General features: G+C 25.6%; 27 protein-coding genes. 25 read left to right on the top strand and 2 right to left on the bottom strand.

Going from position 1 to position 23,149, the window contains the following annotated elements; genetic code table 11:
• Nucleotides 1-92: 92 nt before the first annotated feature.
• The 8 genes from HF520_RS06355 to HF520_RS06320 all read left to right on the top strand — a co-directional run bounded on the left by HF520_RS06355 (nt 93) and on the right by HF520_RS06320 (nt 8,596).
• Nucleotides 93-950, top strand: a complete 858-nt coding sequence (locus HF520_RS06355; protein WP_168573220.1) for a DUF262 domain-containing protein — start codon at nt 93-95, stop codon at nt 948-950.
• Entirely contained in the window at nt 878-1,921 is a 1,044-nt protein-coding gene (locus tag HF520_RS06350; protein ID WP_168573219.1) for a GmrSD restriction endonuclease domain-containing protein, read from the top strand. Before HF520_RS06355 ends, HF520_RS06350 begins: the two co-directional genes overlap by 73 nt.
• A 182-nt stretch (nt 1,922-2,103) precedes the next feature.
• The gene (locus tag HF520_RS06345) at nt 2,104-2,559 is read left to right on the top strand and encodes a hypothetical protein (RefSeq protein ID WP_168573218.1); all 456 of its coding nucleotides are present in this window, start codon (nt 2,104-2,106) and stop codon (nt 2,557-2,559) included.
• A 166-nt stretch (nt 2,560-2,725) separates the two neighbouring features.
• Nucleotides 2,726-3,301 (top strand): hypothetical protein, encoded by a 576-nt coding sequence (locus HF520_RS06340; protein ID WP_168573217.1) that lies wholly within the window; start codon nt 2,726-2,728, stop codon nt 3,299-3,301.
• 43 nt (nt 3,302-3,344) lie between these two features.
• Nucleotides 3,345-3,845, top strand: a complete 501-nt coding sequence (locus HF520_RS06335) for a hypothetical protein (RefSeq protein WP_168573216.1) — start codon at nt 3,345-3,347, stop codon at nt 3,843-3,845.
• 252 nt (nt 3,846-4,097) lie between these two features.
• Nucleotides 4,098-4,430, top strand: a complete 333-nt coding sequence (locus HF520_RS06330; protein ID WP_168573215.1) for a type II toxin-antitoxin system MqsR family toxin — start codon at nt 4,098-4,100, stop codon at nt 4,428-4,430.
• 12 nt (nt 4,431-4,442) lie between these two features.
• Nucleotides 4,443-5,453 (top strand): type II TA system antitoxin MqsA family protein, encoded by a 1,011-nt coding sequence (locus HF520_RS06325; protein ID WP_168573214.1) that lies wholly within the window; start codon nt 4,443-4,445, stop codon nt 5,451-5,453.
• Nucleotides 5,454-5,566: 113 nt separating this feature from the next.
• Complete coding sequence (locus HF520_RS06320) at nt 5,567-8,596, top strand: type I restriction endonuclease subunit R (protein ID WP_168573213.1); 3,030 nt, start codon at nt 5,567-5,569, stop codon at nt 8,594-8,596.
• A 196-nt stretch (nt 8,597-8,792) separates the two neighbouring features.
• Here HF520_RS06320 and HF520_RS06315 read toward each other — a convergent pair whose 3' ends face one another.
• On the bottom strand, nt 8,793-8,996 hold the full coding sequence (locus tag HF520_RS06315) for a hypothetical protein (protein ID WP_168573212.1): 204 nt from the start codon (nt 8,994-8,996) through the stop codon (nt 8,793-8,795).
• A 167-nt stretch (nt 8,997-9,163) separates the two neighbouring features.
• Between HF520_RS06315 and HF520_RS15455 the strand changes: the two genes are divergently transcribed.
• From HF520_RS15455 to HF520_RS06300, 3 genes are all read left to right on the top strand, one after another.
• Entirely contained in the window at nt 9,164-9,319 is a 156-nt protein-coding gene (locus tag HF520_RS15455; RefSeq protein ID WP_168573211.1) for a hypothetical protein, read from the top strand.
• A 321-nt stretch (nt 9,320-9,640) separates the two neighbouring features.
• A complete protein-coding gene (locus HF520_RS06305) occupies nt 9,641-9,955 on the top strand; it encodes a DUF559 domain-containing protein (protein WP_168574776.1) in 315 nt (104 codons plus the stop codon).
• A 21-nt stretch (nt 9,956-9,976) separates the two neighbouring features.
• Nucleotides 9,977-10,756, top strand: a complete 780-nt coding sequence (locus HF520_RS06300; RefSeq protein ID WP_168573210.1) for a nuclease-related domain-containing protein — start codon at nt 9,977-9,979, stop codon at nt 10,754-10,756.
• Nucleotides 10,757-11,199: 443 nt separating this feature from the next.
• On the opposite strand, the gene HF520_RS06295 is transcribed toward HF520_RS06300, so the two are convergent.
• Nucleotides 11,200-11,679, bottom strand: coding sequence for a hypothetical protein (locus tag HF520_RS06295; protein ID WP_168573209.1), 480 nt, complete (start codon nt 11,677-11,679; stop codon nt 11,200-11,202).
• Between the two features lie 161 nt (nt 11,680-11,840).
• Between HF520_RS06295 and HF520_RS15330 the strand changes: the two genes are divergently transcribed.
• The 14 genes from HF520_RS15330 (at nt 11,841) to HF520_RS06230 (ending at nt 23,129) form a co-directional block, all read left to right on the top strand.
• A complete protein-coding gene (locus HF520_RS15330; protein ID WP_256372440.1) occupies nt 11,841-11,966 on the top strand; it encodes a hypothetical protein in 126 nt (41 codons plus the stop codon).
• 38 nt (nt 11,967-12,004) lie between these two features.
• A complete protein-coding gene (locus tag HF520_RS06290) occupies nt 12,005-12,430 on the top strand; it encodes a hypothetical protein (protein WP_168573208.1) in 426 nt (141 codons plus the stop codon).
• A 94-nt stretch (nt 12,431-12,524) separates the two neighbouring features.
• Entirely contained in the window at nt 12,525-12,665 is a 141-nt protein-coding gene (locus HF520_RS06285) for a hypothetical protein (RefSeq protein ID WP_168573207.1), read from the top strand.
• Between the two features lie 286 nt (nt 12,666-12,951).
• Nucleotides 12,952-13,206 (top strand): hypothetical protein, encoded by a 255-nt coding sequence (locus HF520_RS06280; RefSeq protein WP_168573206.1) that lies wholly within the window; start codon nt 12,952-12,954, stop codon nt 13,204-13,206.
• Between the two features lie 348 nt (nt 13,207-13,554).
• Nucleotides 13,555-15,081, top strand: a complete 1,527-nt coding sequence (locus HF520_RS06275) for an FGGY-family carbohydrate kinase (protein WP_168573205.1) — start codon at nt 13,555-13,557, stop codon at nt 15,079-15,081.
• A gap of 94 nt (nt 15,082-15,175) precedes the next feature.
• On the top strand, nt 15,176-16,018 hold the full coding sequence (locus HF520_RS06270) for an L-ribulose-5-phosphate 3-epimerase (RefSeq protein ID WP_168573204.1): 843 nt from the start codon (nt 15,176-15,178) through the stop codon (nt 16,016-16,018).
• 91 nt (nt 16,019-16,109) lie between these two features.
• Nucleotides 16,110-16,742 (top strand): GyrI-like domain-containing protein, encoded by a 633-nt coding sequence (locus tag HF520_RS06265; protein ID WP_168573203.1) that lies wholly within the window; start codon nt 16,110-16,112, stop codon nt 16,740-16,742.
• A gap of 345 nt (nt 16,743-17,087) precedes the next feature.
• Nucleotides 17,088-17,909, top strand: coding sequence for a hypothetical protein (locus HF520_RS06260; RefSeq protein WP_168573202.1), 822 nt, complete (start codon nt 17,088-17,090; stop codon nt 17,907-17,909).
• Nucleotides 17,910-17,927: 18 nt separating this feature from the next.
• Complete coding sequence (locus tag HF520_RS06255; RefSeq protein ID WP_168573201.1) at nt 17,928-18,494, top strand: LptM family lipoprotein; 567 nt, start codon at nt 17,928-17,930, stop codon at nt 18,492-18,494.
• An 86-nt stretch (nt 18,495-18,580) separates the two neighbouring features.
• Complete coding sequence (locus HF520_RS06250; RefSeq protein ID WP_168573200.1) at nt 18,581-18,940, top strand: PH domain-containing protein; 360 nt, start codon at nt 18,581-18,583, stop codon at nt 18,938-18,940.
• A gap of 502 nt (nt 18,941-19,442) precedes the next feature.
• Complete coding sequence (locus HF520_RS06245) at nt 19,443-19,961, top strand: sigma-70 family RNA polymerase sigma factor (RefSeq protein WP_168573199.1); 519 nt, start codon at nt 19,443-19,445, stop codon at nt 19,959-19,961.
• Nucleotides 19,962-19,973: 12 nt separating this feature from the next.
• A complete protein-coding gene (locus HF520_RS06240) occupies nt 19,974-21,179 on the top strand; it encodes a DUF4179 domain-containing protein (protein WP_168573198.1) in 1,206 nt (401 codons plus the stop codon).
• Nucleotides 21,180-21,471: 292 nt separating this feature from the next.
• Nucleotides 21,472-22,725, top strand: a complete 1,254-nt coding sequence (locus HF520_RS06235) for a S41 family peptidase (protein WP_168573197.1) — start codon at nt 21,472-21,474, stop codon at nt 22,723-22,725.
• An 83-nt stretch (nt 22,726-22,808) separates the two neighbouring features.
• Nucleotides 22,809-23,129, top strand: a complete 321-nt coding sequence (locus HF520_RS06230; RefSeq protein WP_168573196.1) for a hypothetical protein — start codon at nt 22,809-22,811, stop codon at nt 23,127-23,129.
• Nucleotides 23,130-23,149: the final 20 nt, after the last annotated feature.

The following is a 23,149-nucleotide window of genomic DNA, read 5'->3' as shown; positions in this document are numbered from 1 at the left end:
GTAATTTTATATTATGTATAATATATTACAAGTTTAAATAATCATATGTAAATATTAAATATAAAGTAAAATAAGTATAATGAGGGGGTATAATGAATAGAATAACAGGTAATCCAATAGAGATAAACGATTTATTTAATGATAGATACAGTGTTCAATACTATCAAAGAGAGTATAACTGGGGAACAAAACAAATACAAGAACTTGTATATGATCTAGTAAATGAATTTATGAATTATTATAAAGATGGAGATACACAAGATGATGTAGAAAATTATGGAGGCTATTTCTTAGGTCCTATAATATTAACTGATAAAAATGAAATAATTGATGGTCAGCAAAGATTATCATCACTTACATTATTATTAATGTATTTAAACAACCTTCAAAAAAATATAAATACAAATCAAATTAATATTGAAAATTTGATATTTACTAAAAAGTTTGGAAAAAAGACTTTTTGTATAGATGTAAAAGAGAGAAAAGCTTGTTTAGAAGGTTTATATGAAAATGAAACTTATGATATAGAGAATGAAAAAAATGAAAGTGTAATAAATTTATATAATAGATATAAGGATATTGAAAAAATATTTCCTCAAGAATTAAAAAGTGATATATTGCCGTTATTTATAGAATGGTTAATATACAAAGTAACTTTAATAAAGATAACAACTACAACAGAGCAAGATGCACATACTGTATTTGTCACTATGAATGATAGAGGTCTTAGATTAACACCATCAGAGATGTTAAAAGGATACTTACTATCAGAAATAAGTGATGATGAAACTAGAAACATTGCTAATAAATTATGGCAAGAGACTATACTTGAGCTTAAGGAAATAGAAAAAGATGGAGAAGCTGATTTTATAAAGCATTGGATAAGAAGTCAATATGCAGACTCTATAAGAGAAGGAAAAAAAGTGCAGAAGATAAGGATTATGAAATAATAGGTCAGTCATTTCATAAGTGGATAAGAGAAAATAGGGAAAGTATAGGACTTATTAATAGTTCATCTTTTGAAAACTTTATATTAAAAGAGTTTAAGTTATTTTCAAATATATATAAGAGACTAAAAGTATACTCTAGTGAATTTAATGCAGATTTTGAGTATGTTTTTTATAATGCAGATAGGGATTTTAATTTACAATATCAAATAATATTAGCATCTATATGCCTAGATGATAGTCAGGAAATTATAGATAAAAAAATAAAGTTGATATCATGTTTTATAGATCAATATATATCTAGAAGGGTATTCAATTTTAAAACAGTTAATTATTCTTCTGTTAGATATACTATGTTTAATATAACTAAAGATGTAAGAAGAAAAAGCTTAGATAAGTTAAAGGATATTTTAAAAAGTAAGATCGATAATATGGAGCAAACATTAGAGGCTATAGATAATTTTTATCTAAATCAATTTACAGCTAGATATATGTTACATATTATTTCTAGAATGACATATTACTTAGAAAGTAATAGTGGTATTAATTCTAGTTTTGATAATTATGTCAATCGATCTCAAAAAAATAGTTATGATATAGAGCATATATGGTCTAATAACTATAATCAAGGAAATCATCAAAATGAGTTTGAAACAGAAGAAGAGTTTAAACACTTTAGAAATAAGTTTGGCGGTTTACTAATACTTCCTAAGGATAAAAATAGAAGCTTAAAAGATATGAAGTATGAAGATAAAGTTAAGAAGTATGACAGTGAAAACTTACTAGCGAGAACATTAAATCCTAATTGTTATAAAAATAATCCTATATTTTTAAGATTTATAAATGAGAAAAATTTTAACTTTAAGTATTATGATGAGTTTAATAAAAAGGAACTTTTAGAGAGAAATAATTTATACAAAGATTTATGTAAGGAAATTTGGAGTATAGAAAGATTAGATGAAATATGTAGATAATTATACCTTAATAAAAATAAAAGTTAGTTAAATAGACTAGCTTTTATTTTTTGTCTAATTTATATATAATTATACATGGAAGAGAATTAAGAAGAGACAACAAAGGCTTTCTTCTACTAGATAGACTAGAAGAAAACCTTATAAATATAAATAAGGAAATATTAAAATCACGGGGAGAATATATGAAATTAAATAGAAAAAACATAACAATGGCAATACTATCAAAATTTATAGAAAACAACATGGAAAAAATAGAAAACGTATCAACTAAAGCAAACAACATAACACTTACAACAACAGAAGGAATAAAAAAAGTAAAAATAAGAACAAGTAAAAATTACAAAGAAGAAAATGATGAAAATACATATCTTTGGCAGACTATATCTAGTCAAGATATAGATAATCCTGACTTTGATTATATTGTATTTGTAAGTAGTGAAGATGTTGATAAGGCAATAGTGTTTACAAAAGAAGAGCTAAAAAATCATTTTTCATTAAACTCAAAGAAAAAGAAAGATGGAGATATAGATTATCAAATTTATCCTCATTTTTATGGTAGAGTTTGTTATGATGGTAGAGTTCGTACAGGTGAAGAGAGAATTAATATAAGCCAATATGTAAATAACTATATATTATAAATTAATATTGTTTTACTAAAAAGTACTAGAGTTAAATTTTAAATAATTTAATTTTAGTACTTTTTCTTTAATTAAAAAATTTTTATTCTACTAAATTAGTTATAATATCTTATTAAATAGAATAGATTGATATTAAATGATAAGTACTATGTGTAGGAGGAATACTATGGCAAAAACTAAATCATGTGATAGATGTGGAGAAGTTATATTTAAAATTAATTCTATTTGTGAAGATGCTGAAATAATATGTCAGAAATGCAATAATGTAATATATTTTAATGCTGGAAAATATACAACCTATGAAAAAAAGTGTAGCCATTGTGAAAATGATTTATTTAAATTAAGAAGATACGATTACGGTGATAAAGAAATAATAAAAATTGAATGTACAAAATGTAAAGGAGAACCTAAACAATATTATGTGGATAGAGAAGGGAATAAAATAGACAGAAGTGTAAGAGAAATATTATTGATTAAAGACACTATAGAAAGTGTAGAAAATAATATTTATAATATAGAGGATACAATCAGTGATATAGATAATAGGGTATATTATTTAGAAAGTGAAGTAGGAAGTATAATAAATAATATTTATAGTAAAGATGAAATGATAAATGGTTTAGAAGATAATGTCGATAATATAAAGTCAGATATATACAGTATGAGCAGTGAAATAGATAGGTTAAAAAATGACATAGAGAATATAGATAATCAAATTTATAGATTAGAAAGAGAGTTCTAATAAAAGGTAAACATTAGGTTCTACATAATAGAGGGGAGATTATATGGAAAATACAACTATGATAGATATATATAATTTTATTGATAGTAATTTATTAGATAAATACCATAATAATAATTTGAAAAAATTAGAATTAGAGAAACAAGAAAAGGAGATATTTAAAAAAGCCGAAGAGCTAAATAAAGAAAATAGAATTGAAATAATTAGATTAAAAGAAGAAAATAAAAATATAGAAAGAATAATATCAAATGCAATGCTTCTATTAGATAAAAAGCATATTGTATTAGATGGAAATGATTTGGAATTAGAAATAACTAAAAAAGTAAGAGCCAAGTCATATAAGAAAGAGAACTTGATATCATACATAAAAGAGAACAAATTACCTGTAGATATTAGCACAGAATATAGATATAAATCAGAGCAATTGATTACTTATCTAAATAGTAAAGAATATTTAGAAGGTATACATGGAGTTACAAAGGAAATTGAGTCATATATAGATATAAGTGAAAATATAAAATTAAATATAAAAAAAATAGAGTAATTTAATATAAAGGTAAGTAATAAGTTCTGGCCAAGATGCTTAGTATTCTAATTTGTATATAAAAGTTATATGGCAGGAATATATAGAAAAAGGAGTGATAGTTTATTAAAACTATTTCTCCTTTTTATTTTTTAAATTAGTATATATAACATCTATCTTTTTATTAAAAAATATTATATTATTATAGTATAACTGCCTCTAATTAATGGCAATAATATTTAACATAAGGAGGTTTTTAACATTAAAAATCTTATGATAAATAAATACCTAGAAAAAATCAAAAAACATATAACTACAAAAGGATTTGATTTTGCAGGTAATCGAGAAAAAAATGCAAATTTTATAGAAGAATATGGATTTAAAATAGAAGATATAAAAGAAATATTACTAGATTTAAATAAAGATCATCACATAGGGGGTCCTGAAAGTGATCATAATCTAAAGTTTTCAGGAAATGTATGGAAATTTAGATATGACTTAGAAATAGATAAAGATTTTATCATAAATATATACATAAAAATTAGATACAATCCTCCAGAAGAATTAGTTTGTATATCATTTCATGAGGATGAATTATTTGAATAGGAGGTATTTAAAATGAACAAAGAAACAAGAAAAGTATATTGTGAAAAATGTAATAAAAAAGTTGATTATGATATTATAAGTGAAATAAAAAAAGAGTATAAAGGTGTTGAAGTAAATATAGAGCAAAATATAGGTATATGTTCAGAATGTGGAGAGAGGCTATATGTCACTGAACTAGAAGAAATAAATTTAGATAAATTATATTCAAGATATAGAGAATTAACAGGGATAGTTACGCCACAGGATATTATAAATTTTAGAGAAAAATACAATATATCTCAAAGAGAACTTGTTGCTATACTTGATTGGGGAAAAATGACTATAAATAGATATGAAAGAGGTAGTTTACCAAATCAAAGTCATAGTGATATATTAAAACTTATAATTAAAGAAGAAAGCTATTTTAGAGAAAAAGTAGAAGATGCATATAAAAATGGAAGAATAAGCGAGAAAACTTATAATAATATGCATTTTTCTATGGATCAAGAAAAAACATCAATTTTAGAAAAGCTTATAGAATTAAGATTATCTAATGAAGTGAACATATATAACGGATTTAAAAAATTTGATTTAGATAGATTAGAAAATTTAATAGGATATATATCTTCAAAAGTAAATAATTTATATAAAACAAGTCTCAATAAATATTTATGGTATATAGATTTTTCAAATTATAAATATAACTTAAAATCTATTACAGGATTAAGATATATGAGATATACATTTGGGCCAATTATTGAAGATATGGATTATGAGTTGATATTAAATTTAAAGAATAAGTTTGAAAAAGAAGTAACAGAGTCTTATAGAAGTGAAATAACTAAAATAAAAAGCAAAGATAATTATGATATAAGTATGTTTTCAGACAAAGAAATGGAAATAATTGATAGAGTAATAGAAGTATTTAAAGATAAAAATGTAGGTGAAATATCAGACTTATCTCATAAGGAAAAAGCTTGGATAGAGACAAAAGATAAAGAGTTAATATCCTACGAATATGCACATGATTTGAAATATATATAATATGGATTAATAAATAAGATATTATAATAAAACTAGTCAAATTAGACTAGTTTTTATTTTTGTGTAAATTATTGTATAATCATAATATAAACACATAATCTAGGGGGAGAAAAATGTTTACAGAAGAAAGTCTAGAAAATGTAGTCATAGAATACCTAAAAGAAATAGACTACAAATACATACAGGGAAGTAATCTAAAAAGAGAACATAAAGAAGTCCTACTACTAGACAAACTAGAGGACTGCCTTATAAATATAAATAAAGATATACCGCAAACTTCAATAAAAGAAGCTATAAGAAAAATAAATACATTTGAAACTAATGATGTATTTACAAATAACAAACTATTCCACAAATACCTTACAGAAGGAGTGGAAGTAACAGACTTTATAAATGGAGAAACAAATTATTATACAGTAAAATTAGTGGACTTTGAAAATATAGAAAACAACGAATTTCTAGTAGTAAATCAATTAGAAATAGTTGAAGATGGAAATAAAAAAATACCTGATGTAATAGTATACCTAAATGGAATACCAATAGTATGTATGGAGTTAAAAAGTACTTCACGTGAAGAAGTAGATATTGAAGATGCTTATAAGCAACTAATGAACTACAAAGAAGTCCATATACCAAAACTATTTTATTATAATGCCTTTTTAGTAATAAGCGATGGAGTAAATACAAAAGCAGGTACAATAACTGCTCCAATAGATAGATTTATGGCATGGAAAAAAATTAATGGTGATGAAGAAATCAATGATTTATTTTCTATAAGTTATAAAAATCTAGATACATTACTATATGGAATGTTTGATAAAAACAGATTACTAGATATTATAAAAAACTTTATACTATTTACTAGCAAAGGTAAGATAATGGCACAATATCATCAATACTATGGTATGAAAAAAGCTATAAAGTCAGTTATTCATGCAGTAGAGAATGACGGTAGAGCAGGGGTAGTGTGGCATACTCAAGGAAGTGGTAAGAGTTTTTCTATGACTTTCTTAGCAGGGAATTTAGTTAAGCATAATGACCTAAATAATCCAACTATAATAGTAATTACAGATAGAAATGATTTAGATGGTCAGTTATATGAAACCTTTGGATCAGCGCATGAATTTTTAAGACAAGACCCTATAAAGTGTGAAAGTAGAGCTGATGTATGTAAATTTCTAGAAGGTAGAAAAACTGGTGGAGTAATATTTTCTACTATTCAAAAGTTTGTGGAAGAAACAGGGCTTTTAAGTGAGAGAGATAATATTGTTGTAATGGTGGATGAAGCTCATCGTACTCAATATAATATAGATGGTAAATTAGATACAAATACAGGTGAGATTAAGTATGGGTATGCAAAATACCTAAGAGAATCTTTACCTAATGCAAGTTATATAGCTTTTACAGGTACTCCAATAGAAACAACTGACAAGTCAACTTATGGAGTATTTGGTGATTTGATAGATGTATATGATATGACTCAAGCTGTGGAGGATGGAGCTACTGTTAAGATATATTATGAATCAAGACTTGCAAAGGTAAAATTAGACAGTTATCAAATGAATTTAATAGATAATGAATATTATAATATGCAAGTTAATGAAGGTGTAGAAGATTATATTGTAGAGCAAAGTCAAAAGCAAATGTCTCGTATGGAGCAAATTATTTGTGATGAAGATAGAATAAAGCAAGTTGTTAAAGATATAATACAGCATTATGAAGATAGAGAAAATCTAGTAGAGGGTAAGGCTATGATAGTCGCATACTCTAGAAAAGCAGCTTATATGATGTATCAAGAATTACTTAATCAAAGGCCTGATTGGGTAAATAAAGTGAAGATGGTTATGACTACTAATAATCAAGATTCTGAGGAAATGGCAAAGCTAATAGGAACTAAGAAAACTCAAAAAGAGCGTGAAGATGAATTTAGAGATTTAAATAGTGAGTTTAAAATAGTTATCGTAGTAGATATGTGGCTTACAGGTTTTGATGTGCCTTCTCTTGATACTATGTATATAGATAAACCAATGAAATCACATAACTTAATGCAGGCAATAGCTCGTGTAAATAGAGTATATCCTGGCAAAAGTGGAGGATTAGTAGTTGATTATATAGGACTTAAAAAAGAACTATTTGATGCATTAAAAACTTATACAAATCGTGATCAGGATAAGATACAAGAAAACGAAGAAGCTAAAGTGATAGCCTTAGATATATTAGAAATACTTAGAAATGAGTTTCATAAGTTTGATTACGAAGGATTCTTTGGTGATAGTGACAAAGTAAGATATACCTTAATAAGGGATGGTGCAGAGTTTGTTCAATTTATAGAAGCAAGAAAAACTCTATTTATGGAGCAAACTAAAAAACTAAAAGATGTTTATAAAATATGTACTGCTTTATTATCAAAAAGAACTAAGGATGAAATAGCATTCTTTATGGCAGTAAGGTCTTTTATTATGAAAACTACAAAAGTAGGTACACCAGATTTAAAAGAAGTAAATGCTAGAATCTCGAAAATGTTAGAAGAAGCTATAGTCGGAGATGAAGTAATAGTTTTAAGCAGTGCAGGGTCTAAGGAGACTTTTGACTTATTAAATGATGAAAATATAAGTAAATTAAGAGCTTTACCACAAAAAAATATAGCAACAAATATACTAATGAGAGCTATGAAGGATAAAGTAGAGCAAGTTAAACAGAAAAATATAATTGTAAGTAGAGCTTTTAGTGAAAAACTTCAAAAGATAATAGAAAAGTACAATAATCGTAATGATGAAAAAGATGTATTTGAAGTATTAGAAGCTTTAGTAGAATTTAAGCATGAATTACTTAAAGCTATAGAATCAGGGGATGAATTAGATTTAACATATGAAGAGAAAGCATTCTTTGATGTATTGACAGCAGACCCAGAGGTTATAGCTTCAATGGAAGATGATATACTTATAAAGATAGCAAAGAATTTGACTAAGACGGTGAAAGAAAATATGTGTCCAGCATGGCATGAAAGAAAGCAAGCACAAGCCAAGATGAGAATGCATATAAAGAAGCTACTTAAAAAGTATGATTATCCACCAAATAAAAGTGAAAAGGCTATAGAAGATGTAATGGAGCAAGTTAAACTTCAATGTGTAGCAGGAATGTAGTTTATAAATTAAGGGAGTCGTACAAAAGGACTATGCTAAAAAGAGCATAGTCCTTTTTAGTTATATTAATCTTCAAAAAACAAAACAAAATACTACCTAGTAGGAATTATAATATAATCAAAATTCGCAATTATTAAATAATTTTTATGGAGATATTAATTGTATTTATTACTGAAGCAAAAAACTCAATTAAGTATTATATAGAATTTATACCAAAGGTATTCATAAAAATTGAACCTATTGATATGCCAAAGCACATTCCTAATGACATATAATCTTTTTCTATATGTTGTTGGTCTTCGTTGTATTTTTCATTTTTCTTCTTAAGGCTGTTTATTAATAAAACCACTGCAATTCCAGCAACTATCAATGGTAAAATAATCAGAATAAAATCAATCATAATTTTCAGCTCCTATAATTTGTTTAGTTTACTATATATGAAGATAATTTTAATATCAAATTCATAATTATCTATATAATATCAAAAATATCTTTATTTCAAATTTTATAACAACTATGAACCTTTTTATATTATAAACTTGATTGAATAATTTATATATTATATTTATGGGACAAGTTGGGTCAGGTAAGACCCACTTGTCTTTGGCTATTGCTAATTATCTTATTGATAGGGGAGTCGGTGTTTTGTACATGGGGTATAGGGATAGTGTTGTTAGGATTAAGCAAAATATTATTGATCAGGTTTATTATCATAGAGATTAAGAGGTATAAAAATTGTAGGGTGTATGAGTTATTGATGAAGAAATTATTAAATAATAAATATAAAAATTTAAAAATAAATGTGCATATTGCAAAAGATTATTTTTATAATCAGACTTTATACTTACAAATTTTGTAATTTGTAGATAGATATGTATAATATATAAAATTTAACTAATAATAAATTAATGTATATAAACTTATAAAATTACATTATTAAGGAGTTCAATATGAGTAATATACAGTCAAGTTTATCAATATTAAGTAACATGTTACTTAGAAATACAAGTAACTTATATATTAAATTATTAAGTATAGAATCAAATAAGAGAAGCTTTAATTAGTAAAGATATATGCTTAAATCAACAAGTTGAGCAGTTAGGATTTAGAATTGACTTTGCTGTAATTAATCCAAGAGATTCTAATAGATATTTATTGGCAATAGAAGCCGATGGTGCTACATACCATTCAAGCAAAACAGCAAAAGAAAGAGATTTATATAGACAAAGGCTATTAGAGGGAAAGGGATGGAATTTTATAAGAATATGGTCTAGAGATTGGTGGAAAAATAGAGATAAAGAAATTAAAAGAGTTATTGACAAGATTGAAGAATTAACAAAGGAAGAAAGTGAAGAATAAAATACTTATAGGAGAAGTAGTATGAATTTTAACACACTTATAATGATAATATCTATAATAATCTTCATAGTAGTATATATAGTTAGCGAGAAGTCACAAAAGGAAAAAGATAAAAAGATAGAGGATTCAATTCAAAATAAATTAAATTCTAGGTTAGCCTCATTGAAGGAAATAAAATTAGCATATAAGTATGAAACAGGTAAAACTACGTTTTCTACTAATCACAAAAATGGTACATATTTAGAGTACAAGGTATTTGAAATATTATATCGATATGAAGGTAAAGTATTAGCAGATTTATATGTAGATAAGGGAGATAACACTAATACGGAGATAGACGTAGTATTTGTACATAACACAGGAATATATGTGATAGAATGTAAAGATATAAGAGCAATGGAGATAATAGGTGATGAACAAGAAATGCAATGGAATTGTATATATAGTAACCAATATAGACGAAAAATGTACAATCCTTTAAAACAAAATTTATCTCATATAGTAGCATTAAAAAATGTATTAGGAAGCAAGTATCCTCACGATTGTTATACATCCATAGTAGTAATGAATTGTAATAACGTTAAATCTAGATATAATTCAAATTTTGATAATTACTACCAAAAGATTGTAACGCCTAAAAAACTAAAGAACTATATAGATTTATTAATAAAAGATAAAAGTAGAGTTTTTTCTGATGAACAAGTAATAGATATATATAAGCACTTGCATAATAAATATGCTAATGCAAGTGTAAAGGTAAAAAAATCTCATATAGATAATATAAAAAATATATATGAGTAATGGAAATGGATAAAAGTATAGTTCGGATGAATTAAAAATTATACAATAGCAAAATCAAATTAATAACGCTTTAAGTCTTGTATTTAGGATTAAAGCTACGAATTTATGGAGCTTTTTATTATAAGATAGATGGTATAGTTTTTGAAATAAGAAGAGTAATTAGTTAAAAATTTGAAATCGATCTGATAAAGCTGATATTAGGATTTTGAATTTATTAATATAGTAAATATTAACTGTATTGAACAAGAGTAATCGAGAATACATATATTTGTGTAAATATAATTCTTTGATAATTAATATAAGAGGTGCCCAAGTTAATACTTGAGTACCTCTTATTATTTATTTTTTAATTTAACTATGTAATTTGGTTCAAATATAATAGCATATATATGCACAGAATGTGGCTATCTTAATTCTAATCATTTTTCACTAACTTACTATTTTTATTTAAAAAATTTACCATATGGTCTAAATTGTTTTAATTCTTCAATTACTTCATCTAAAGGATTTTCAGTTTTTTCAATATCATAACCAATAAACTTTGATAAACAATTAAATAAAAATTCTCCAACTCCATCCATTCTAAAACCAGATAAAGTATCTCCATCTATACTTTCTAAGATAATAACTATTAGTTTTCCTGTACTTATTTTATATTCATAAGAAGAACACTCTACACTCTCAATATTTTTATTCAAATGCTCTATGGCTACCTTAATCTCTGACTTTTCATCTTCGCTTAATAGGGATTGAATAAAATCTGAGTCATCTATTTTATATATAATTGGATTATTATCTAATTCTATTGTGGAGATATTACTACCTAAATTTAAAAATTCTTCTACAGAAATTTCATATGCTTTAAATTCATCTACTAAACATTTTGAAATATCTTTTATTTTACACTTGCTCTCTATATCCATTCCAAATTTCCCCCTTATATTTTAGTATATATTTATATGATACTATATTAGAGTATTTCAATATATCTCTTTTAATGTATTAATAAGTATGAAGTTTACCTTCTATACGGACAAGTATTTATATATTGTTAGTTGTGAGAAATTTGTTGGTGAGATATTTTATGTATATATTACTTATTATAAAATTTGAAAAAATTTGGTATAATTTACATATAAAGCAAAAAGTATGTGGGAAAATAGCAATAACAGGATTTGAGGAAAATCGGGTTGATATTGATGCTAATTAAAACTTAACATGGATTTATATAGTATTGGGGGGCTAGATGTGTCAGGTAAATATAATAGTTATACAGTTCAACCAGAACGACGTTCTAATGAAATAACTAAGGAATGGGAAAAAAGATTAAAAGCAGATAAAGTATATCCTTATAGGCGAAGAACTGAGCGTAGAGGTGCTAATGTTTATAGAAAATCTACAATTTTGTTGATATCAGAAGTTTTAACGTTAATTAGTGCAGCTTTTAATACAATTATATTATTGTGCATGATACCAGATCATATTACAGATTCATTATCTATGATTTTCTATATTACAATGTTAGTGTTAGTGTGGCTTGGGAGATATAAAAGTTTTAAAGAAGATCATAGAGGATGGATGATATATTCTTTATTCATAGGTCTTATGACAAGAAATATATTCGATATTATAGGTTATACATGTGTATTGATACATAGTTATAAATATAGATAGAAACAAATTGTGTAATTTTACTAGTATTATAGAAATATTGTAATTATTAAGTATTTATATAATATATTATCACGGAAATAAGGGAGGATTTTATATGGAAATACAGTCTGGATTGTCAATAATACTTATATTATATATAGCTGCTATTATAACTATTGTAGGATTGGGAATATATGCACTTATATTACTTATAAAAGCACTTAAAATTTATATCAAAAATAATTCGCAATATTAATAAATTAAGGGAGTCGTACAAAAAGACTATGCTAAAAAGAGCATAGTCCTTTTTAGTTATATTAATCTTCAAACAATAAAACAAAATACTACCGAGTAGGAATTAATAAATAATACAAACCAAGATACCCATAAATAGAAGCAACTCCACAACAGACCTTACTTATCCCACCTATAAAACAGCTTTATAATTGGAAATCACTTAAATATCATATATAATAAAAATTAGCAATTACTAAATAATTCAAAGGAAAGAATATAAATAAAAAACATATAGGGGTGATATAGTGGAAAACTTCTTTTCAACTAAAGGCAAATTCAACATTTTTTTAGTAGTAGGAATAATACTTATAATATCAGGATTTTTTTATAGAAAATATCCAATTGATCTTGTTGGGTTATTAATTGCATTTATTCCTGAAACAAAAAACTCAATTAAGCATTATAAGGAAACTGGTAAGATAAATGCTTATCTAATGGCTGAGATATTTATTTTTATTGTTACACTTTACATATTCATTTCTACCATGTTAGGTATTTAAGTTTCAATTGAAGGTATTTACATTTGGAGTATAGATAGTTATAGAAATAATTATCCATACTCTATTTTTATTAAAAATAAAGGAAAACGTTGACATAAATTATGTTGTTAGCTAAAATTATCATATAATAAATAAAATATAATAAACAAACGATAAAATAAAAATACAAAAAATAAATAAAAAATAACAAAATAATAATCAAACATAAGCAGTTCATGAAATATCAAAATCTAGTAATTTCTTTCACAATAAATTTCCAAGATAAGACAAAAAACTTAATATCATAATCAAATAATATTGCTAAAAAATATTAATATTTTAATAATAAAGTTCATAAGGGGGATAAAAATGAAAAAGTATCTTTTAGGAATTGATAATGGGGGAACTTTCTCTAAAGCAGCACTATTTGATTTAGATGGAAACCAAATTGGAGTATCAAGTAAACAAACTGAAATAATAACTCCAAAATCAGGTTATACAGAAAGAGATATGAATTTATTATGGGAAGCAAACTATAAAAGTATAAAAGAAGTAATTGAAAATAGTAAAGTAGATCCTAAATATATTATGGGGGTTTCAATTTCAGGTCATGGAAAAGGGTTATATATGATAGGAGAAGATGATAATCCTATAATATATAATGGTATAGTTTCCACAGATACTAGAGCTTGGGAGTATGTAGAAAAATGGAATCAAGATGGAACTAGTGATAAGGTATTTAAAAAAACATTCCAAAGTATAATGGCATGTCAACCAGTAGCTTTATTAGCTTGGTTTAAAGATAATAAACCAGAAGTATTAGAAAAAGTAAAATGGATATTCTCTGTAAAAGACTATGTTAGATATATGTTAACAGGGGAGGCTTATGCAGAATATACAGATTTTTCTGGTGGCAATTTAGTAAATATGATTACAAAGGAATATGATGAAGAACTACTTTCATATTTTGGAATTGAAGACTTAATAGATAAATTACCTAAGTTAAAATATTCAGCAGAAATATGTGGACATATAACTAAAGAAGCGGCTTTAAAAACTGGTTTATTAGAAGGTACACCAGTAGCAGGTGGAATGTTTGATATAGATGCTTGTGGTATAGCAACAGGGATGGTTGATGAAGAGCAGTTATGTATGATAGCTGGTACTTGGAGTATAAATGAATACATATCAAAAACTCCAGTTACAGATAAGAGTGTAGCACTAAACTCTATGTTCTGTATGCCTGGATATTATTTAATAGAAGAAAGTAGCCCAACTTCAGCGGGGAACTTAGAATGGGTAATACAAAATATGTTAGATGGTTATTTAAAGGAATCTGAAAAAGAAAATGTATCAATATATGATGTTATTAATAAAAAAGTAGGAAGTATTGAGCCAAAAGATAGTGATGTTATATTCTTACCTTTCTTAAATGGTTCAAATGAAGATGCCCTTGGAAGAGGTACATTTATAGGTATGACATCTTATCATACTAAAGCTCATTTAGCTAGAGCAGTATATGAAGGTGTAGTATTCTCACATATGAGTCACTTAAATAAGCTATTTAAAAATAGAGAGAAACCAAATAGAATAAGAATTTCAGGTGGAGCAGCAAATTCTAATGAGTGGGTACAAATATTCGCAGATGTAATACAAATACCTATAGAAGTTGTTGAAGATAAAGAACTTGGAGCTCAAGGGGCTGCCATGACTGCAGGAATAGCTGTTGGTGCCTATGAAAGTTATAAAGAAGCGGCTGAAAGAACTGTTAAAATATCAAAAACAGTATATCCAAGAGCTGAATATAAGGAGATATATGAAAGAAAATATGGAGCATATAGAAAAGTTGTTGATTCATTAAAAGATACGTGGAAGCATTTAGCTATAGAAAATTAAAATAATAATTTAAAATTAAAATTCTATTAAATAAAATGCTATGGTATGTTTTATTACTTCTATAGCATTTTATTTAATTTAAATGGGGGATAATATGGAAAAATATATATTAGGATTGTATGAAAAATCTATGCCAAATACATTATCATGGAAAGAAAAATTATTATGTGCAAAAGAATGTGGATATGATTATATAGAGATTAGCATTGATGAAACTGATGAAAAGCTAAGTAGGCTTGATATGAGCAAGGAAGAAAGAAAAGAACTTTTAGATACTATGTTTGAATGTGATATTCCAATAAGCAGTATGTGTTTAAGTGGACATAGAAAGTACCCTTTAGGAAGTCTAAATAAAGAAATAAGAGATAAAGGTATGGAAATTATGAGAAAGGCCATAGACTTAGCTTGTGACTTAGGTATTAGGATAATTCAAATTGCTGGTTATGATGTTTATTATGAAGAAGGAAATGAAGAAACTAAAAAATATTTTGAAGATAATCTAAGAAAATCAGTTGAAATGGCAGCACAAAAGGGAGTTATATTAGCTTTTGAAACTATGGAAACTGAGTTTATGAATACTGTTGAGAAGGCTATGGAATATGTTAAATTAATTGATTCACCATATCTAAAGGTATATCCTGACTGTGGAAATGTAACCAATGCTACTTTAAAATATGGAACTGAAGCAGTAGATGATTTTATACTTGGAAAAGGTCACATAGCTGCAGTTCACTTGAAAGAAACTATTCCAGGAAAGTTTAGAGAAATACCATTTGGAACTGGGCATGTTAATTTTGAAGAAATTATAAAAGTTTCTTTAGATTTAGGAGTAAGAAGATTTACTACTGAATTTTGGTATGTAAATAATGATGATTGGAAGGATGTAATTAAATATAATAGAAAATTTATAGATGAAAAGTTCTCAAGTGTTATGTAAATGTAATCAAAGCTTGCAATCCTTGTATATTGCTAGATAATGACACTTTTGATATCATATAGAAAAATAGAAATTTCAAAGGTGATGTATTATGGCATATGATTTTAAAAAACAGCATAAAGAGCTTTATTTACCAAAAGATAAACCAGTAATCGTAAATGTTCCCAAAATGAATTATTTAGCAGTTAGAGGACAAGGAAATCCAAATAATCCAGATGGAGAATATGTAAAATCAATACAATTACTTTATGGAATTGCATATACTTTGAGAATGAGTTATAAAACAGACTATAAAATAAATGGATTTTTTGAATATATTGTTCCACCATTAGAGGGTTTTTGGTGGCAAGAGAATATAAAAGGAGTAGATTATTCAAATAAGGACTCTTTCAAATTTATTTCTCTAATTAGATTACCTGACTTTATAACCAAAAAAGATTTTGACTGGGCTATAGAAACGGCAAGTAAAAAGAAAAAAATGGATTTTAGCAAGGTAGAATTCTTTACTTATGATGAAGGACTATGCGTACAATGTATGCACATTGGTCCTTATGATGATGAACCTATTACGGTAGAAAAAATGCATAAATATTTAGAAGAAAATGGGTACTTATTAGATATAACAGATGATAGATATCATCACGAAATTTATATATCTGATCCTCGTAAATGTGATGTAAGTAAACAAAAAACTGTAATTAGACATCCTATTAAACTTAGATAAATTTCAATATATTATGAATAATTAGCGGTAATTTATCACGAGGTAGACTAACATAGAATTAAAAAATAACAGTACATAAGAATTTAAACTATTTACATTCTTAAGGTACTGTTATTTTTTTGCATATATTTATAAAAAAGTTAGCTAATATAATCAATAATTAAAACATTAAAACTCAAACAAAGGACTTAATAGTTATCAAAATAGTGAATAAAATTTTTATATATATTAAAAAAATATATAAATATTACAAGTTTCTACAAAATTAGACAAGAAGTATGTATATAATATTAATTGGAAAGAAAAAATGTAAAAAATTAACAAATATTGAGGGAGACTAGTATTATGAAAATCAGAAAAAAAATTATAGGATTAATATTATTAACAATTATATCAGTTGGAGTAGTGGGATGCTCAAGTACGAGTAACAATTCAAACAGCCAAAATCAAGAAGTAGCAACTGATGAAGATTTTATAAGTAGTTTTGAGAAAGCTATAAATAAAAGATGGGATGAACAAAATAAGTTAGAGAAAAAATTTGCAACAAATACATCTTATACAGATGAGCAATACACACAAGACACTATAAAAGTTTTAGAAAATGAAATAGAATCATTAGAAAAATATAAAGAAGGAATAAAAGATAAAGATTTAAAAGAAATTGCTAATAACTACATAGAAGGTGTTAAAAAGCAAATTGAAGCTCAAAAAACAAATGATTATGAATTACAATACAAATATATAGAAGAATCAGATAAGTTAAGAAAACCAGCATTAATAGCAATGGTTGATGATTATGGAATAAAAATAAAAGATGAACATCAACAAACATACAAAGATTTTAAAGAACAAGCAACTATTATAAATAAAGAAAATGAATCACAAGCATTTGCTGATAAATTAGCAAGTGAAATGACTTTTGAAAAGAGTACTGGTGAATTTGGAGATGTAGAGTTTAGCACTATTGTAGAAAATACATCAGATATAGATTTTAAAAATTTATCATACAAAGTTCAATATAAGGACAAAGATGGAATAGTAATAGGTGATGATATTATATTCTTAGAAAATTTTGATGTACAATCTAAGCAAAAGGTAAAGCTTACACCATTTGAAGAAGGTGTTGAAAGTATAGTTGTAACAACTGATTGGTTTGAAAGTAAATAATTTTTGAGGGAGAATACTATGAAGAATAAATTAAAAATAATGATGATGGCTATTTTATCAATATTTATACTTACAGGATGTGGAACAAAGAGTCCAACTGAAGTTGTAAATTCTTATTTTGATGAAATAAAAAAAGGTGAAAATGCTGAGGTTACAGAGTATCTATTAGAAAGTGTAGAATCTACAGAAGACAGTACTGATAGTGATGAAAATCAAGCAGATCCTAAAATGGAAGAAGCTATGAAGTTATATCTTTCAAAGATAGATGCAAAAGTATTATCTGAAAATATTGAGAAAGATAAGGCAACTGTTGAAGTTGAAGTAAGTGGACTTAATTTTTCAAATATTATTCTAGAAGTATTACAAGAAAGCTTATCTAGTGCGTTTAGCGGAGTAGAAATGAGCGATGAAGAAATTAGTAATAGTGTACTTGAAAAAGTAAAAAGTGGAAAAGTAGAAACTAGAACTGGTACTGTAACTTTATCTAAGGATGAAAAAGAGTGGAAAATAAATACTGAAGATGAAAGTTTTATGGGACTTATTTTTGGAAAAGCACAAGAGCTTGATAGTTCTACAGCAAAATAATATATAAGTAAGTATGAAAATGACTATATATTATAGAATTAAAGATTAACTAATACTAAAATAAACAAAAGATATGGAGATTGAATATGACAATAGTAAAATTGGGATTTTTTGGATTTAAAAACGAAGGAAAAGAGCATGAAGGATTTAAAGGTTTTTTAGGGGCTAATGAAGAAATAATATACTCATTCAAAGGTGTAAGAGATGAGCTTATATTCACAAATAAAAGAGTAATAATGCTAAATATTCAAGGAATAACAGGTAAGAAAAAAGAATTTAGATTCTTCCATTACAACAAAATAAATAGCTATGCAATAGAAAGTTCTGGTACTTTTGATTTAGATAGTGAAGTAAAGCTAGTTATAGGTAGTGTTCAATATGAGTTTGAACTAGGAAAAGGAATAGATGTAATGGCTATAGGTAGATTAATAAGTGATTCAATGTAAAAATATATCAAAGATATATAAAAGAATATAGCACAACTTTATTTAATAAATTATAGAATAAAAGCTAGTCAATGGACTAGTTTTTATTTTTGCATAAAATTAAGTATAATCTTATAAAGATAAAAAGGTTTACTAAGACAGCTAAAGAGCTTATAAATAGAGCTTTGAATACAACTATTTTTTAGCTGGTAAATTATTCAATAAGGTTTATAATATAAGAAGTCTGAAATTATTACATAATACAAAGTTGAATATAGGAGCATATGCTTCTATTTTTTTACGCTTAAGGAAATTATATTACCTCAAAAACTGTGGATAAATCCTCTAATCTAGTTATATCAATGTACTGATTTTGAGCGTAAAAAATAATTTTGAGCAACGGACGAAGTCGTTGGCGACATGAGCGAAGCGAATTTTTTATAAAAATTATTGAAAATTGTTAGAAAAAGTGTAACAACAACGAATGTTTATAATGTAAGGGCTTTTACAAGGAGGAAATACATTGGAAGATAAAATTATAATCAAATATATCAAAAATAAAAAAGAAGAAGGATTAAGATTATTAATTAATACTTATGGTGATTACATAAACACAATAGTAAAAAATAATTTAAAAGAACTAAGTTATTATCATGAAGAATGTATAAATGATATCCTATTATCAATTTGGAACAATATCAACAGTTTTGATAATAAAAAGAATACCTTAAAAAATTGGATAGGAGTTATATCAAAGTACAAAACAATAGATTATAAAAGAAAATATTTAAAAGAGAGTGCGTATGAAAGTTTAAATGATGAAATTTTAGTTACAGATAACAACTTACTAAAAATAGAAATAGAAGAAGAAATAAACAGATTATTAGATTGCTTAAAACCTAAAGATAAAAAAGTTTTTAAAGAGTATTATATAGAAGAATTAGATGTAGAAATAATAGCAAAAAATTTAAAAACTAAGCCTTTTAATATTTACAGTAGATTATCTAGGTGCAAGAAAAAATTAAGAGAATTGTACAAATAATAAGGAGGAAGTATGAAAAATAAATATGAATTATTCAATGAAATAAATATGCAAGATGAAGATTATGAAAACTATAAACTTTCTCAGATGGAGAAGGATAATATATTTATTAATGTTTCTAAAAATATTAAATTAGAAAAGAATATACGTAATAAGAAATATAGCAAAATAGCAATAGTAATAATATTATGCTTATCAATTTCAAATGTAGCATTAAATAATGGGAAAGTATGGGCATTAGTAGAGTCTATAGGTAAACAAATAGAAAGTTATTTAGGTAAAAAAGAAAATGAATACACTGGATATAAAATATCAGTAAATCAAGTTTCAGAAGATAAAGGAATAAAACTTAGTTTACACGAAGTATTACTAGATGATGGAAATATATTATTAAGTATGAATTTAGACCATTCAAATTTTGATGAGAGTGGTTTGAAGAAAGGATTATATTTAAATAAAAATTATTACTTGCCAACAGCTACTGTATATATGGATGGAAAGAAGTTTGTAGAGACTGGAGGAGCTACAAAATATGAGAGAGAAAAGAATAATCAACAGGATTTTCTAACTTCACTTAACTTAGAAAGAGTAGATGAAAATGATGATGGTAGAGCTGATATTACTGATTATCAGATACTTGATAATATTGATCCTAATAAAGATTATAATATTAAAGTTGTATTTGATGAGGTTGGAATTCATAAAATTGGTCTTATACCAAGAGTTATAGATGATGAATTTGAATTTATAAAGGGTAAATGGGAATTTAAATTCACTGTTAATGGAAAAAATATTATGAGAGAAATAAAAGTATACAACATAAATAAGGAAATAAATATAGATGATGAAGATTTAAAAGCTAAAATTTATATTAAACAATTAAGAGTTTCTCCTATTTCTGTAAAGTTGACATATGCAATGAATATTGAACAGGAATATCCGTTAAATGATAAAATAAATGATAAAAATATCTATATTGAATTATTAGACCAACATGGAAATTACATAAACGTTGGAGGAGGAGCTAGTGAAAATGAAGATGGAAGTCTTATAGAAGGATCTCTTGAAGGAAATTTAGAAAATAACAAAAAACTTGAAAGTATAAAGATTTTACCATATATCTATTATATAGAAAAAAATTCTGATAATCCTAAGTATCATCATAGAATCGAATATGAAGATAAATCAATAAGTATAGATTTAAATATTGAAGAGTAGATTCACATTTTAAAATAACTGTACCTAAGAGTTTAAACTATTTGAACTTATGAGGTACAGTTATTTTTTATCATAAAATTATCTAGCATATTTAACAATAGCCTTATTTAATACTAATTATATTTTTAGATAATTCATTTATACGAGTGATCGAAATAGAGAAAAATATAGTTCGAATGATTACACTAAAATTTAGTATAATGCAAAATAACAGAACTTTTGATATTATATAGATAAATAGAAATTTTTGAGGGAATATTACTATTTTAAAAAGATAACATGGGTGATAATTATGAGAAAACTAATATCAATGATACTTATATCGATAATGTGTATAAGTTTAGTATCATGTAATGATACAGAAGTTAAAGAAACAGGGGAGATTACGAAAGTTAAACAATTAACTAAAAAAGAAAAGATAAAAGATTTTGAATATATGTTTAAAACTATAGAAGAAGCATATCCATTTTTAGAGGTAAACAAAAGAGTAAATAATGTAGATTGGGTAGCTAATAAAGAAGAGTATTTAGAGAAAATAAAAAATACTACAAATGACGAAGAATTTATAGGAGCAATTAATCAAATATTAAGTGAGTTAAACAATGATCACACTCATCTTGTAAATAGCAAGGAACTATATGAGTATTTCAAGAGTGGATATAATCAAACTGGATGGTATGATTTTTTTGATGATGAAAAAGTAGTAAGTAGATATAATTCTATGAAAGGAAATATTGAAAATACTAAAAACACTATGGTAAAAAAAGATGTAATTGTAAAGGATGTAGTAGATAAAAAAGTAGGATATATATACTTGCCACAAATGTATGGTGTATATGGAGACATAACAGAAAAAGATATTGAATCTGATATGAAGATAATAGGTGATTATATAGATACATTAGAAAATCATAAAGCATTAATTATAGATATAAGAGGAAATTCTGGTGGATCTGATGCGTATTGGAGAAGTGTAGTCTCTAAAATCGTATCAGATGATATAGAAAACAAAGGATATTTGGCTTTCAGAAGTGATAGTAAAATTATGAAAGATTATCTAGATAAAAGAAATATTATAGTAGACTCAATAGAGAATTTACCTAAAGATTTATTAGAAAATGCACCAAGAGAAGTTATGACTGATTTTAGTGAATTTATGGAATCTAAAGTAGTTATAGAAAGTGATAATAATTCTAAATTTGAAGGAAATATATACCTTTTAGTCGATGGTATGGTATATTCATCATCTGAATCATTTGCAATATTTTGCAAAGATAGTGGATTTGCAACTTTAATCGGAGAAAGAACAGGTGGAGATGGGGGAGGAATAGACCCTATATTATTTGATTTAGAGAACAGTGGTCTTATAGTTAGGATGGCTAGTGATATGTATCTAACAGGTCAAGGAATATGTAATGAAGAGTTTAAAACTACACCAGATTATAAGATTAGCAACGTAACTAGAACTGAAAATTTTGAAGATGATAAATGTATTCAAAAGGTATTGGAATTAGAAAATATTAATTTAACAAAAGAAAGCGAGTAAAATCAATAAATATGACTATCTCTTAGCTTGTAAATTATTCAATAAGGTGTACAATATGAATTAAAGAAAAAGGGGGTAGTAGTATGGGAGATCTAGTATTTATAGTTTATATCAGTATAGCATTGATTTTCTTAATATATAGCATAATATCGTATAAAAAGAAAAATATCATCTATACTATACGCAGTGAAAAGATAAATGTTTCAAAAGATAATTACTATAAATTACAATTATTATTTTGTGTATCCAATTGTATTTTATTAATATTAGAAAGTGTAGCTATTTACAATAAGACGAACACAACTCTTTTTGTATGCTATTATCTAGTGACATTTTGGGTAGTAAATTATTTATTAAAGTTTATAGGGATTAAGATGAAATATTTAAATATAAGTTATGAATAATAATAATACATTATTAACTA

Source organism: Romboutsia sp. CE17 (assembly GCF_012317385.1).
Taxonomy (GTDB): Bacteria; Bacillota; Clostridia; order Peptostreptococcales; family Peptostreptococcaceae; genus Romboutsia_E.
Note: the sequence above shows the minus strand (reverse complement) of the source record. Positions and strands in the feature narration are given on the sequence as shown.